This is a genomic window from Methylobacterium sp. 174MFSha1.1, assembly GCF_900116815.1.
In the GTDB taxonomy this organism is placed as follows: domain Bacteria; phylum Pseudomonadota; class Alphaproteobacteria; order Rhizobiales; family Beijerinckiaceae; genus Methylobacterium.
The window spans coordinates 19,935-33,479 of the sequence record NZ_FPCB01000044.1 but is presented as its reverse complement, the minus strand read 5'-3'; the positions used below and the strand labels follow the sequence as shown (position 1 = coordinate 33,479).

General features: G+C 68.1%; 12 protein-coding genes. All 12 read left to right on the top strand.

What is annotated here, in order from left to right:
• Nucleotides 1-5: 5 nt before the first annotated feature.
• Nucleotides 6-1,028 carry an NADH-quinone oxidoreductase subunit NuoH gene (gene nuoH / locus BM430_RS28765; RefSeq protein ID WP_093570658.1) on the top strand — a complete coding sequence of 341 codons (1,023 nt, stop codon included), beginning with the start codon at nucleotides 6-8 and terminating at the stop codon, nucleotides 1,026-1,028.
• A 23-nt stretch (nucleotides 1,029-1,051) separates the two neighbouring features.
• The gene (gene nuoI / locus BM430_RS28760; RefSeq protein ID WP_048425444.1) at nucleotides 1,052-1,540 is read left to right on the top strand and encodes an NADH-quinone oxidoreductase subunit NuoI; all 489 of its coding nucleotides are present in this window, start codon (nucleotides 1,052-1,054) and stop codon (nucleotides 1,538-1,540) included.
• A 190-nt stretch (nucleotides 1,541-1,730) separates the two neighbouring features.
• Complete coding sequence (locus BM430_RS28755) at nucleotides 1,731-2,351, top strand: NADH-quinone oxidoreductase subunit J (RefSeq protein WP_093570657.1); 621 nt, start codon at nucleotides 1,731-1,733, stop codon at nucleotides 2,349-2,351.
• Between the two features lie 139 nt (nucleotides 2,352-2,490).
• On the top strand, nucleotides 2,491-2,796 hold the full coding sequence (gene nuoK / locus BM430_RS28750; RefSeq protein ID WP_048425446.1) for an NADH-quinone oxidoreductase subunit NuoK: 306 nt from the start codon (nucleotides 2,491-2,493) through the stop codon (nucleotides 2,794-2,796).
• Between the two features lie 84 nt (nucleotides 2,797-2,880).
• Nucleotides 2,881-5,010 (top strand): NADH-quinone oxidoreductase subunit L, encoded by a 2,130-nt coding sequence (gene nuoL, locus BM430_RS28745; protein WP_093570656.1) that lies wholly within the window; start codon nucleotides 2,881-2,883, stop codon nucleotides 5,008-5,010.
• Between the two features lie 22 nt (nucleotides 5,011-5,032).
• Complete coding sequence (locus BM430_RS28740; protein ID WP_093570655.1) at nucleotides 5,033-6,553, top strand: NADH-quinone oxidoreductase subunit M; 1,521 nt, start codon at nucleotides 5,033-5,035, stop codon at nucleotides 6,551-6,553.
• Nucleotides 6,554-6,563: 10 nt separating this feature from the next.
• Nucleotides 6,564-8,009, top strand: coding sequence for an NADH-quinone oxidoreductase subunit NuoN (gene nuoN / locus BM430_RS28735; RefSeq protein WP_093570654.1), 1,446 nt, complete (start codon nucleotides 6,564-6,566; stop codon nucleotides 8,007-8,009).
• Nucleotides 8,010-8,013: 4 nt separating this feature from the next.
• On the top strand, nucleotides 8,014-8,814 hold the full coding sequence (locus BM430_RS28730) for a biotin--[acetyl-CoA-carboxylase] ligase (protein WP_093570653.1): 801 nt from the start codon (nucleotides 8,014-8,016) through the stop codon (nucleotides 8,812-8,814).
• 204 nt (nucleotides 8,815-9,018) lie between these two features.
• Nucleotides 9,019-10,692, top strand: coding sequence for a ribonuclease J (locus BM430_RS28725; RefSeq protein ID WP_093570652.1), 1,674 nt, complete (start codon nucleotides 9,019-9,021; stop codon nucleotides 10,690-10,692).
• Between the two features lie 322 nt (nucleotides 10,693-11,014).
• Nucleotides 11,015-11,419, top strand: a complete 405-nt coding sequence (gene mce, locus BM430_RS28720; protein WP_093570651.1) for a methylmalonyl-CoA epimerase — start codon at nucleotides 11,015-11,017, stop codon at nucleotides 11,417-11,419.
• Nucleotides 11,416-11,748 carry a DUF1467 family protein gene (locus BM430_RS28715; protein WP_244539701.1) on the top strand — a complete coding sequence of 111 codons (333 nt, stop codon included), beginning with the start codon at nucleotides 11,416-11,418 and terminating at the stop codon, nucleotides 11,746-11,748. The genes mce and BM430_RS28715 overlap by 4 nt, the downstream gene beginning before the upstream one ends.
• A 461-nt stretch (nucleotides 11,749-12,209) precedes the next feature.
• A complete protein-coding gene (gene proS, locus BM430_RS28710; protein WP_093570650.1) occupies nucleotides 12,210-13,544 on the top strand; it encodes a proline--tRNA ligase in 1,335 nt (444 codons plus the stop codon).
• The last annotated feature ends 1 nt before the right edge of the window (nucleotide 13,545 follow it).

The following is a 13,545-nucleotide window of genomic DNA, read 5'->3' as shown; positions in this document are numbered from 1 at the left end:
GACCGATGACCGCCTGGGAGGTGCTGGGCACCGTCCTCCTCGTCGCGCTGAAGAGCGTCGTGCTGCTTGTGGCACTGCTCGTCTTCATCGCCTACGCGCTGCTCGCCGACCGGAAGATCTGGGCGGCGGTGCAGCTGCGCCGCGGCCCGAACGTGGTCGGGCCCTGGGGCCTGTTCCAGTCCTTCGCCGACCTCTTGAAGTTCGTGCTGAAGGAGCCGGTGATCCCGGCGGGCGCCAACAAAAGCCTCTTTCTGCTGGCACCGCTGATCTTCGCCACCCTGGCGCTCGCCGCCTGGGCGGTGATTCCGCTCGCCGAGGGCTGGCCGATCGCCGACATCAATGTCGGCATCATCTACATCTTCGCGATCTCGTCGCTCGGCGTCTACGGCGTCATCATGGGCGGCTGGGCCTCGAACTCGAAATACGCCTTCCTCGGCGCGCTGCGTTCCGCGGCCCAGATGGTGTCCTACGAGGTCTCGCTCGGCTTCGTGATCGTCACGGTGCTGATGTGCGCCGGCTCGCTCAACCTGTCGCAGATCGTGCGGGCGCAGGACACCTCGCTCGGCATCCTCGGCTGGTACTGGCTCTGGCTGTTTCCGATGTTCGTGGTGTTCTTCATCTCGGCGCTCGCCGAGACGAACCGCCCGCCCTTCGACCTGCCCGAGGCCGAGTCCGAGCTCGTCGCCGGCTACATGGTGGAGTACTCCTCCACCCCGTACCTGCTGTTCATGCTCGGCGAGTACGTCGCCATCGTCACGATGTGCGCGCTCGGCACGATCCTGTTCCTCGGCGGCTGGCTCTCGCCGATCCCGTTCGCGCCCTTCACCTGGGTGCCGGGCCTGATCTGGTTCGCCCTGAAGGCCAGCTTCCTGTTCTTCATGATCGCCATGGTGAAGGCCATGGTGCCGCGCTACCGCTACGACCAGCTCATGCGGCTGGGCTGGAAGGTCTTCCTTCCGCTCTCGCTCGTCATGGTCTTCGTCGTCGCCTTCGTCCTGAAGCTGACCGGCCTCGCGCCGGTCTCCTGACCCCAACCGTCGGAGAACGAGCCATGAAGCTCGACCAGGTCGCCCGCGGCCTGCTGTTGAAGGAGTTCGTCACCGGGTTCGCCCTGGCGATGCGCTACTTCTTCAAGCCCAAGGCGACGATCAACTATCCGTTCGAGATGGGCCATCGCGGCCCGCGCTTCCGCGGCGAGCACGCCCTGCGGCGCTACCCCAACGGGGAAGAGCGCTGCATCGCCTGCAAGCTGTGCGAGGCGGTGTGCCCGGCCCAGGCCATCACCATCGAGGCCGGCCCGCGCCGCAACGACGGCACCCGTCGCACGACGCGCTACGACATCGACATGGTGAAGTGCATCTATTGCGGCATGTGCCAGGAGGCCTGCCCAGTGGACGCCATCGTCGAGGGGCCGAACTTCGAGTTCTCGGTGGAGACCCGCGAGGAGCTCCTCTACGACAAGGAGAAGCTGCTCGCGAACGGCGACCGCTGGGAGCGCGAGATCGCCCGCAACATCGCGGCCGACGCTCCCTACCGGTGATCCCGATCCGGGGAGGACGGTCCGCCCTCACGTGATCCGCGAGCGGGGAGGGCGCCGATCCTCCCCACATCGACGCCACATTCGCCGCTCCCCCGGTTGTGCGCCGCGGGAGCGGGTTCTATAGACGGGCCGCCGGAATGCTCCCGGGGGTCGGGCAGGAGGCCGCCGCCAGGCGGCGTGAATTCAGCGCATGACCGCAGCCGCCGCCTTCTTCTATCTGTTCGCCGCGATCACCGTTGCCTCGGGCTTCATGGTGATCGCCTCGCGCAACCCCGTCACCTCGGTGCTCTTCCTCATCCTCGCCTTCGTGAACGCCGCCGGGCTGTTCGTGCTGATGGGGGCGGAGTTCCTGGCCATGCTCCTGGTCGTGGTCTATGTCGGCGCCGTCGCGGTGCTGTTCCTGTTCGTGGTGATGATGCTCGACGTCGATTTCGCCGAGCTGCGCCAGGGCTTCCAAGACTACCTGCCGGTCGGCGGTCTGATCGGCGCCGTCTTCCTGGTCGAACTGCTCCTCGTCGTCGGCTCCTGGACGATCGATCCGGGGCTCGTCCACGGGCCGCTGGCGGTGACGCCCGGCACGGAGACGATGACCAACACGCAGGCGCTGGGTCTCGTTCTCTACACCAACTACTTTTTCTTCTTCCAGGTCGCCGGGCTGATCCTGCTGGTCGCGATGATCGGCGCGATCGTGCTGACCCTGCGCGACCGGCCCGGCGTCAAGCGCCAGGACATCGCGATCCAGAATGCCCGTACCCAGGCCGACGCCGTCGAGATGCGCAAGGTCCCGACCGGCCAAGGTGTCGAGGTCTGATGGGCGTCGCGGTCTGACCGGGATCGCGGGTCCGACGAGTTCGTGCGGGGCCTGACGGCCTCGCGAGGCTGATGACACGAGCGGCGGGGCGGAACGCGCCTCGCGACACGAAGGCGGCCGCCCGCGGCCGAGAGGCACGATGATCGGTTTGAGCCATTACCTGACGGTCGCCGCGATCCTGTTCACCCTCGGGGTGCTCGGCATCTTCATCAACCGCAAGAACATCATCGTCATCCTGATGTCGGTCGAGCTGATCCTGCTCGCCGTGAACATCAACCTGGTGGCGTTCTCGACCCATCTCGGCGACATCGTCGGCCAGGTCTTCGCCCTGTTCGTGCTGACGGTCGCCGCCGCCGAGGCCGCGATCGGCCTCGCCATCCTGGTGGTGTTCTTCCGCAACCGCGGGTCGATCGCCGTCGAGGACGTCAACATGATGAAGGGCTGACGCAGGCTCTCGAGAGCCCTCACGCCCTTTTCCCGAAGAACCAGCGCCGCAGCGGCACCCGTCACGCGAGGCCGGACCCCGAGCATGTACCACGCGATCGTCTTCCTGCCCCTGATCGGCTTCCTCATCGCCGGCGTGTTCGGGCGCCGCATCGGCCCGCGGGCCAGCGAGGTGGTGACCACCGGCATCCTCGTCTTCGTGGCGCTGCTCTCCTGGGTCGCGTTCTTCGAGGTGACCGGTGGGCACGGCCACGGCGCCACCAAGCACCACGTCGCGACGTGGTTCACCGCCGGCGGCCTGACGGTCGACTGGGCCTTCCGGGCCGACACGCTCACCGCGGTGATGCTGGTCGTGGTCAACAGCGTCTCGGCGCTCGTCCACCTCTACTCGATGGGCTACATGCACGAGGACCCGCACCGGCCGCGGTTCTTCGCCTACCTGTCGCTGTTCACCTTCGCCATGCTGATGCTGGTGACGTCGGACAACCTCGTCCAGATGTTCTTCGGCTGGGAGGGCGTCGGCCTCGCCTCCTACCTGCTGATCGGCTTCTGGTACGAGAAGCCCTCGGCCAACGCCGCGGCGATGAAGGCGTTCATCGTCAACCGCGTCGGCGATTTCGGCTTCTCGCTCGGCATCTTCCTCTGCTTCGTGCTGTTCGGCGCGGTCACCTACGACGGCGTCTTCGCCAAGGTGCCCGAGCTGAAGGACGCGACGTTCCACCTGCTCGGCTACGACTGGAACGCCCTGACCATCTGCTGCCTGCTGCTGTTCATGGGCGCGATGGGCAAGTCGGCGCAGTTCCTGCTGCACACCTGGCTGCCGGACGCGATGGAGGGCCCGACCCCGGTCTCGGCGCTGATCCACGCCGCCACCATGGTGACCGCCGGCGTGTTCATGGTCGCCCGCCTGTCGCCGCTCTTCGACGCGGCGCCGAACGCGCTGATCGTCGTCACGGTGATCGGCGGCATCACGGCCTTCTTCGCCGCCACCGTCGGCCTCGTGCAGAACGACATCAAGCGCGTCATCGCCTACTCGACCTGCTCGCAGCTCGGCTACATGTTCGTCGCGCTGGGTGTGGGCGCCTACGCGGCGGGCGTGTTCCACCTCTTCACCCACGCCTTCTTCAAGGCGCTGCTGTTCCTCGGCGCCGGCTCGGTCATCCACGCGATGCACCACGAGCAGGACATGCGGAACATGGGCGGCCTGCGCCGCTACATCCCCTTCACCACCGCCATGATGGCGATCGGGACGCTCGCACTGATCGGCTTCCCGTTCACCGCCGGCTTCTACTCGAAGGACGCCATCATCGAGGCGGCCTACATGTCGACCCGGCCGGGCCACACGCTGGCCTTCCTGGCGACCGTCATCGCGGCCTTCTTCACCTCGTTCTACTCCTGGCGCCTGTTCTTCATGACCTTCGAGGGTCGGGCCCGCTGGCAGAACGCGCATGCCCATGGGCATGACGACCATCACGCCGACGCGCATGCCGCCCACCATCCGGCGGTGGCCCACGCCGCGGCCCAGGCCGACGGCGCGCCCGGCCACCACGAGGGCGTCGCCCACGACGACAAGGGCCACGACATCGAGCCGGCCTCGCACTCGGCGATCGAGCACCACGACGACCACCACGCCCACACCCCGCACGAGAGCCCGCGGGTAATGACGATCCCGCTGGCGATCCTCGCCATGGGCGCGCTCTTCGCCGGCCTGGTGTTCAAGAACCGGTTCATCGGCGAGGGCATGGACGAGTTCTGGAAGGGCGCGCTGGCGCACGGCCCCGACAACCACATCATGCACGACATCCACAACGCGCCGGGCTGGGTGCAGAACTCGCCCTTCGTGATGCTGGTGCTAGGCTTCCTCCTCGCCTTCTGGATGTATATCCGCCGGCCGGAACTGCCGCACCAGCTCGCCCAGAGCCAGCCGCTGCTGTACCGCTTCCTGCTCAACAAGTGGTACTTCGACGAGATCTACGACCGGCTCTTCGTCCGCCCGGCCAAGGGCTTCGGCGAATTCCTGTGGAAGGTCGGCGACGGCCGCATCATCGACGGGATGGGCCCGAACGGCATCGCCGCCCGCGTCGTCGACATCACCCGCGGCGTGGTCCGTTTCCAGACCGGCTACGTCTACCACTACGCCTTCGTGATGCTGGTCGGCGTCGCCGCCCTGGTGAGCTGGTACCTGATGACCGGCGTCTCCGCGGCCACCCACTGACCTGACCGGAGAACAGAGAATCATGCTCGGCCTCGGGATCCTCTCCGGCCTCCTCATCCTGCCCCTCGTCGGCGCCGCGTTCATCCTGAGCTTGCGCGGCGACGAGGAGTCGGTCCGGCGCAACGCCCGCTGGGCGGCGCTCATCGCGACGCTCGCCACCTTCCTGCTGTCGCTCGTCGCCTGGGGCCGCTACGACGCCTCGACCGCGCAGTTCCAGCTCGTCGAGACCCATGCCTGGCTGACGGACACGATCCGGTTCAAGCTCGGCGTCGACGGCTTCTCGATGCCGCTGGTGCTGCTCACCACCTTCCTGATGCCGTTTTGCATCGGCGCTTCCTGGCTCTCGATCGAGCACCGGGTGAAGGAGTACTTCGTCGCGTTCCTGGTCCTCGAGACCACGATGATCGGCGTATTCTGCGCCCTCGACCTGGTGCTGTTCTACCTGTTCTTCGAGGCAGGCCTGATCCCGATGTTCCTGATCATCGGCATCTGGGGCGGCAAGCGCCGGATCTACGCGTCGTTCAAGTTCTTCCTCTACACCCTGCTCGGCTCGGTGCTGATGCTGCTCGCCATCATGGCGATGTACTGGCAGGCCGGCACGACCGACATCCCGACCCTGCTGCAGACCCGCTTCCCGGCGAACATGCAGATCTGGCTCTGGCTCGCCTTCTTCGCCTCTTTCGCGGTGAAGATGCCGATGTGGCCGGTCCATACCTGGCTCCCCGACGCCCACGTCGAGGCGCCGACCGCCGGCTCGGTCATCCTGGCGGGCATCCTCCTGAAGATGGGCGGCTACGGCTTCATCCGGGTCTCGCTGCCGATGTTCCCGGACGCGTCCCATTACTTCGCGCCGATGGTCTACACGCTGTCGGTGGTGGCGATCATCTACACCTCGCTGGTCGCGCTGGTGCAGACCGACATCAAGAAGCTGATCGCCTACTCCTCCGTGGCCCACATGGGCTTCGTGACGCTCGGCCTGTTCACGCTGAACGAGCAGGGCATCCAGGGCGCCCTGTTCCTGATGATCTCCCACGGCATCGTCTCTGGCGCGCTGTTCCTCTGCGTCGGCGTGATCTACGACCGGATGCACACCCGCGAGATCTCGGCCTATGGCGGCCTCGTGAAGCGGATGCCGCTCTACGCCGTCGCCATGATGGTGTTCACCATGGCCAATGTCGGCCTGCCGGGCACCTCCGGCTTCGTCGGCGAGTTCCTGGCGATGATGGGCGCCTTCCGGGCCAACCCGATGGTGTCGTTCTTCTCGGTCTTCGGCATCATCCTGTCGGCGGCCTACGCCCTGTGGCTGTTCGCCCGGGTGGTCTACGGCAAGCTCGAGAAGCCGAGCCTGCAGGGGATCACCGACCTCGACCGCCGCGAGATGCTGATCCTCGCGCCGCTCGTGGTGCTGACGATCTACTACGGCGTCCATCCCGGCCCGATCCTCGACGTCTTCGCGCCCTCGACCGACGCGCTAATGCAAGGCCTGCGCGCCGCCCTCTCCACGACCCAGACCGCTGCCGCGGCCCTGCCGGTCCCGCACTGAGTTTTTCGCGATGAACGCCGCTCAGATCGTCATGCCCGCCCTCGGGCCCGCCCTGCCGGAGCTGATCCTGTCGGTCGGCGTCCTGGTGCTGATCCTCTACGGGGCCTTCAAGGGCGAGCGCTCCACCGAGGGCGTCAGCGTCGGGGCCCTGATCCTGCTGATCCTCGCCCTGTTCGCGGTGGTCAGCCAGCCCTTCGGCGCCAAGGTCACCACCTTCAACGGCTCCTTCATCGTCGACGGGTTCGCCCGGGTGATGAAGGCGCTGACCCTCATCGGCTCGGCCGCAGCGATCCTGCTCGCCAAGGAGCATTTCGAGCGCGAGCGCATCGCCCGGTTCGAGTACCCGATCCTGATCGTCCTCTCGACGATCGGCATGATGATCATGGCCTCGGCCAACGATCTGATCGGTCTCTACATGGGCCTGGAGCTGCAGAGCCTCGCGGCCTACGTCATCGCCTCGTTCCACCGCGACGACGTGCGCTCGACCGAGGCCGGCCTGAAGTACTTCGTGCTCGGTGCCCTGTCCTCCGGCATGCTGCTCTACGGCGCCTCGCTGGTCTACGGCTTCACCGGCACCGTCTCGTTCCCGCACATCGCCACCGCGCTCCGCGAGGGCTCGGGTCTCGGCGTGGTGCTGGGCGTGGTGTTCGTCGCCGCCGGCGTGTCGTTCAAGCTCGCCGCCGTGCCGTTCCACATGTGGACGCCGGACGTCTACGAGGGCGCGCCGACCCCGGTCACCGCCTTCTTCGCCTCGGCCCCCAAGATGGCCGCGATGGCGATGGCCGTGCGCGTCTTCATCGGTGCCTTCCCGGTGATCACGCCCGAGTGGCAGCAGATCATCGTGTTCGTGTCGATCGCCTCGATGGCGCTCGGCTCCTTCGCGGCGATCGGCCAGCGCAGCCTCAAGCGCCTGATGGCCTATTCCTCCATCGCCAATGTCGGCTACGCGCTCATCGGGCTCGCCGCCGGCACGCAGGAGGGGGTGCGCGGCGTGGTGATCTACATGGCGATCTACCTCGCCATGACGCTCGGCGCCTTCGCGGTGATCCTGTCGCTGCGCCGCGGCCGCAAGATGTTCGAGACCATCGACGACCTGTCGGGCCTGTCGCGCACCCACCCCTGGGTCGCCTTCCTGCTCGCCATGATGATGTTCTCGCTCGCCGGCATCCCGCCGCTCGCCGGGTTCTTCGCCAAGTTCTACGTCTTCGCCGCGGCCATCAAGGCGAACCTCGTGACCCTGGCGGTGATCGGCGTGGTGACCAGCGTGGTCGGCGCCTACTACTACCTGCGCCTCGTCAAGGTGATGTACTTCGACGAGCCGGCGGAGGCCTACGAGCCGATGGGCCCGGGCCTGCGGATCGTGCTCGGCCTGTCGAGCGTGGTGGTGCTGCTGTTCTGGCTGGTGCCGGCCCCGCTGGTCGGCCTCGCGGGCACCGCCGCCAAGTCGCTGTTCTAGGCGAATGACCTTCGTGCTCGACCCCGCGGCCACGGCCGCGGGATACCGTATCGAGGTCCATGACAGCCTCGGCTCGACGAGCACGCAGGCCCTCGAGCGCGCCCGCGAGGGTGCGCCGGGGCCGCTCTGGGTCGTGACCCGGGAGCAGACCGGCGGTCGCGGCCGGCGCGGCAAGGGCTGGGGCTGGATCCAGGGCAATCACGCGGCGAGCCTGCTCTGGCCGGTGCCGGCGGGCCTGGCGCCGGACCGGGTCGCGACGCTCGGCTTCGTCGCCGGGGTCGCGGTCGACCGGGCCCTGCGCCGTGCCTGCGGGCCGGGACCCGACGGACGAGTTCCCGATTTCCGGCTCAAATGGCCGAACGACGTGCTGCTCGGTGGTGCCAAGCTCGTCGGCATCCTGCTCGAGATGGAGACGCTGCCGGGTCGCGGCGCTGTCGTCACGGTCGGCATCGGCATCAACGTGACCGGCGCGCCGGAAGGGCTTCCTTACGCGGCGACCTCGCTGGCCCAGGCCGGTTATGCCGTCGACGCGCCGGGGCTGTTCCGGCTGCTCACCGGCGCTTGGGTCGAAGCCGAACGGCTATGGGACGAAGGCCGTGGTTTCTCGCGGATCCGCGATGCCTGGCTCAGCGTCGCCGCAGGTCTCGGCGGGCCGGTGAATGCCCAGTCCGGCGGGCGCGCGGTGACGGGAACGTTCGAGACCATCGACGAGGGCGGTCGTCTTGTCGTCCGGCTGCCGGAGGGGAACCGCATCGCGGTCTCCGCCGGCGAGGTGCATTTCGGAGCGGCGGCCACCGCTGCCTGATGGGGAGGCGGTCCGGCGCCCGCGCGGCGACGACGCTCTCCCCCGACATGGTCGAAGTCTTCCCGGCGGGGCGCCTCACGGCGCCGCCGCCGCGCGGCCGTTCTCGGCCGCACACGCAACATGACGGCGCCGTGACCGTGACGGCAGACGAGGCCGTTCCTCGAGTGGGACCGCGACGGCGGTCCGTGTGATGATGGTACGGATATGTCGAACAAGGGAGATGAGCTGATCTTCGTGCCCCTCGGTGGGGTGGGCGAGATCGGCATGAACGCCGCGCTCTACGGCTTCGGGCCGCCTAAAGCTCGCAAGTGGATCATGGTCGATCTCGGCATGGGCTTCGCGAGCGAGGAGCACATGCCGGGCGTCGACCTGATGTACCCGGATCTCAGCTTCGCCGAGGAGCATCGCGAGAACCTGCTCGGCATCCTGATCACCCACGGCCACGAGGACCATATCGGCGCCATCGGCGAGCTGTGGCCCAAGCTGAAGGTGCCGATCTACGCCACCCGCTTCACCAAGAACCTGATCGAGGCCCGCCGCCTCGGCGAGCCAGGCGCGCCCAAGGTCGACATGCGCGAGGTCCCGGCCGACGGCCGGCTGAATCTCGGGCCGTTCTCGATCGAGTACGTGCCGGTCGCCCACTCGATCCCGGAAGCCAACGCGCTCGCCATCCGCACGCCGCTCGGCATGGTGCTCCATACCGGTGACTGGAAGCTCGACGACACCCCGGTCGCCGGCAACTCGACCTCGGAGGAGACCTTCACCCGCCTCGGCGAGGAGGGCGTGCTGGCCCTGGTCTGCGATTCGACCAACGTCACCCGCGAGGGCCGCTCGCCGAGCGAGTCGGAAGTCGCCGACCATCTCGCCGAGCTGATCCGCAACTCGCCGCACCGGGTCGCGGTCACGACCTTCGCGTCGAACGTCGCCCGCATGCGCGCCGTCTGCCTCGCGGCGCAGGCCTGCGGCCGCGACGTCGTCGCGGTGGGCCGTGCCATGGACCGGGTGATCGACGTCGCCCGCGAGTGCGGCTACCTCGACGGACTGCCGGAGATCCGCGGCGCCGAGGCCTACGGCTACCTGCCGCGGGAGAAGGTGGTGGCGCTGCTGACCGGCTCGCAGGGCGAGGCGCGGGCCGCACTCGCCCGGGTCTCGCGCGACGAGCACCCGGAGATCGCGCTCTCGCCCGGCGACCGGGTGATCTTCTCGTCGCGGGCGATCCCCGGCAACGAGCGGGCCGTCGGCGCGATCATCAACGACCTGATCGAGGCCGGCATCCAGGTCATCACCGACCGCACCGAGCTCGTCCACGTCTCCGGCCACCCGCGGCGCGACGAGATGGCGGCGATGTATCGCTGGACCAAGCCGCGTATCGCCGTGCCGGTGCACGGCGAGGCGCTGCACCTTGCCGAGCACGCCACCTTCGCCCGCAAGCAGGGCGTCGACCAGGTGATGAAGGCCCGCAACGGCACCCTGATCCGGCTGGCGCCGGGCGAGCCGGAGATCGTCACCCACGTCAAGAGCGGGCGAATCTACAAGGACGGCAACGTGCTCGTGGATTCGAACGACCGTGCCATTCCCGAGCGGCGCAAGCTCGCCTTCACGGGCATCGTCTCGGTGGCGATCGCGCTCGACCGCAACGGCGAGATCAAGAGCGAGCCCTCGATCGACCTGATGGGCCTGCCGAGCTACGGCCGCAAGGGCGAGGTCATCATCGACGTGATCGGCGACGCGGTCGAGCGGACGCTCAACGGGCTGGCGCGGACCAAGCGGCGGGATTCGGAGGCGGTTGAGAACGCCGTCGACCGGGCGATCCGCTCGGCCGTCAACGAGGTGTGGGGCAAGAAGCCGGCCTGCCACGTGATGGTGGTGGAGGTGTGAGGGGCATGGTCCCCTGACAGTGCCGGACCTGGCGCGATAACCCTCCCCCCTCTGCGGGGGAGGGTGGTCCCTGCGTCAGCAGGGGCCGGGAGAGGGGCAGCGCGACGCCGATCCAGAGGGCGCCTCGCACAACGGTTCAGTCTCTTCCGGAAACGTGGTTCCCCTCTCCCGCCCCACTTCGTGGGGCACCCTCCCCCCGCAGAGGGGGGAGGGGTCGGGCGTCGCGCTTCACGCCGAAGACAAAGACCATCCTTGCCGTAGCGCCACCCCGCACCGCACCCTAAAATCAACGGTACCCCCAGGGACACGGAGGAACACCCCCATGATCGGCCGGCTCAACCACGTCGCCATCGCGGTGAAGGATCTCGAGGCCTCGGCGAAAGTTTATCGCGACACCCTCGGGGCGACCCTGTCGGCGCCGCTGCCGCAGCCCGAGCACGGCGTCACGGTGATCTTCGTCGAACTCCCCAACAGCAAGATCGAGCTCCTGGAGCCGCTGGGGCCTGACTCGCCGATCAACGCCTTCCTGGAGCGCAACCCGGGCGGCGGCATCCACCACGTCTGCTACGAGGTCGACGACATCCTGGCGGCCCGCGACAAGCTGAAGGCGCAGGGCGCGCGCATTCTGGGCAGCGGCGAGCCGCGCATCGGCGCCCACGGCAAGCCGGTGCTGTTCCTGCACCCGAAGGACTTCCTCGGCACCCTGGTCGAGCTGGAGCAGGCGTGACCGCCCTCCTCGACCGCGCCACCGCCTCGATCCCGCGCACCCTCGGGGTGTGCGTGCTCCTGATGCTGCCGATGCTCGCGCTGGCGGTCTGGGGTTTCCGCCTCAGCGGCTTCGGGGCGGGGGCGCTCTACTTCGTGGTGTGGTGGACGGTGCTGTTCGCGGTGCTGCCGTTCCGCGCCGCGCCCGACGGCACCGAGGTGATCGTGCCGGGACAGGATCTCGGCGCGCCGCACAAGCCGCAGATGCGCCGCAAGGCGGTGTGGACCACGCTCGTGTCGGACGTGGTGTTCATCCTGGCGGTCGCGGCCTTTCCCCTCGCCGGACTGTAACGGGTCGCGGCCTGACAAGGTCGCGGCCTGCCCCAGCGAGATGGGGATACTCTCGGTCAGAGCACACAATAAAAAAGCAAGGCTCGGAAGCCTTGCTTGATAGCTTTCTGAATGTTTTGACCAGCCTATGATCTGTTGTTCACCCGTCGGGGCGTTGAGGCTGGTTTTTCCTCCCGAGACTCGGACCTTGCGCGGCGCCGTTCGGCCTGCCTGCGCATCATCGCGAGGACGCTTATAGGAAGAAGAATTCGCATTGTCACCTGGCTACGAGCAGGTTGATGCGTTTTTTTGCATGGCCCCCGCATTTTCCTTCTCCGACCCGCGCCGGGCGCGGGGGAGGCAGGCCGGACGGCGCGCCGGTCCGCGTTTCATGTTTTGCGAACGGGACCGGAAGCGTGCAAAAGGGCGTTCCCCCGGGGAGAGCCCCGGCGAAGCCACCGCCTGCCACGCCAAGGTCCGACATGCGTCTCAGCCGCTATTTCCTGCCCATCCTGCGCGAGACGCCCAAGGAAGCCGAGATCGTCTCGCACCGGCTGATGCTGCGCGCCGGCATGATCCGCCAGGAGGCCGCCGGCATCTATGCGTGGCTGCCGCTGGGCTTGAGGGTGCTCAACCGCGTCGCCGACATCATCCGGGCCGAGCAGGACCGCTCCGGTGCCGTCGAGCTGCTGATGCCGACGATCCAGTCGGCGGACCTCTGGCGCGAATCGGGCCGCTACGACGCGTACGGCAAGGAGATGCTGCGCATCAAGGACCGGCACGAGCGCGACATGCTGTTCGGGCCGACCAACGAGGAGATGATCACGGCGATCTTCCGCTCGGCCGTGCGCTCCTACAAGGACCTGCCAAAGAACCTCTACCACATCCAGTGGAAGTTCCGGGACGAGGTGCGGCCGCGCTTCGGCACGATGCGCTCGCGCGAGTTCCTGATGAAGGACGCCTACTCGTTCGACCTCGACCAGGCCGGCGCGCGTCATTCCTACAACAAGATGTTCGTCGCCTACCTGCGCACCTTCGCGCGCCTCGGCCTGAAGGCGATCCCGATGCGGGCCGAGACAGGACCGATCGGCGGCGATCTCAGCCACGAATTCATCATCCTGGCTCAGACCGGCGAGAGCGAGGTCTATTGCGACCGCGCCTATCTCGACTTCGCGACGCCTGAGGCGGCGACCGACTTCGACGACGTCGCGGGCCTGCAGGCGACCGTCGACCACTGGACCTCGCGCTACGCCGCCACCTCCGAGATGCACGACGCCGCCGCCTTCGCCGAGGTGCCGCAGGCTGAGCAGATGGCCGCCCGCGGCATCGAGGTCGGCCACATCTTCTATTTCGGCACCAAGTACTCGGAGCCGATGGGCGCCAAGGTGACCGGTCCGGACGGCCAGGAGCGCCCGGTCCATATGGGCTCCTACGGCATCGGCCCGAGCCGGCTGGTGGCGGCGATCATCGAGGCCGGCCACGACGAGGCCGGCATCGTGTGGCCGGACGCGGTGGCGCCGTTCGACGTCGCGCTCCTCAACCTCAAGGTCGGCGACGCCGCCACGGATGCGGCCTGCGCCAAGCTCCAGGGCGAGCTGGAGGCCGCCGGCCTCACCGTGCTCTACGACGACCGCGACGAGCGCCCGGGCGGAAAGTTCGCCACCGCGGACCTGATCGGCCTGCCCTGGCAGGTCATCGTCGGCCCGAAGGGCCTCGCCGACGGCAAGGTCGAGGTGAAGCGCCGCGCCACCGGCGCCCGCGAGACCGTGGCGCCCGACGCGGTACCCGAGTTCCTCCGCCAGAACCGGGCTCGGTAAG

Excerpts from the sequence above, each read along its gene's own strand:
- nuoN (WP_093570654.1), top strand. The coding sequence starts at position 6,564 with ATGAACGCCGCTCAGATCGTCATGCCCGCCCTCGGGCCCGCCCTGCCG.
- BM430_RS28755 (WP_093570657.1), top strand. The coding sequence starts at position 1,731 with ATGACCGCAGCCGCCGCCTTCTTCTATCTGTTCGCCGCGATCACCGTT.
- BM430_RS28725 (WP_093570652.1), top strand. The coding sequence starts at position 9,019 with ATGTCGAACAAGGGAGATGAGCTGATCTTCGTGCCCCTCGGTGGGGTG.
- BM430_RS28730 (WP_093570653.1), top strand. The coding sequence starts at position 8,014 with ATGACCTTCGTGCTCGACCCCGCGGCCACGGCCGCGGGATACCGTATC.
- mce (WP_093570651.1), top strand. The coding sequence starts at position 11,015 with ATGATCGGCCGGCTCAACCACGTCGCCATCGCGGTGAAGGATCTCGAG.
- nuoH (WP_093570658.1), top strand. The coding sequence starts at position 6 with ATGACCGCCTGGGAGGTGCTGGGCACCGTCCTCCTCGTCGCGCTGAAG.
- nuoI (WP_048425444.1), top strand. The coding sequence starts at position 1,052 with ATGAAGCTCGACCAGGTCGCCCGCGGCCTGCTGTTGAAGGAGTTCGTC.
- nuoL (WP_093570656.1), top strand. The coding sequence starts at position 2,881 with ATGTACCACGCGATCGTCTTCCTGCCCCTGATCGGCTTCCTCATCGCC.
- BM430_RS28740 (WP_093570655.1), top strand. The coding sequence starts at position 5,033 with ATGCTCGGCCTCGGGATCCTCTCCGGCCTCCTCATCCTGCCCCTCGTC.
- nuoK (WP_048425446.1), top strand. The coding sequence starts at position 2,491 with ATGATCGGTTTGAGCCATTACCTGACGGTCGCCGCGATCCTGTTCACC.
- proS (WP_093570650.1), top strand. The coding sequence starts at position 12,210 with ATGCGTCTCAGCCGCTATTTCCTGCCCATCCTGCGCGAGACGCCCAAG.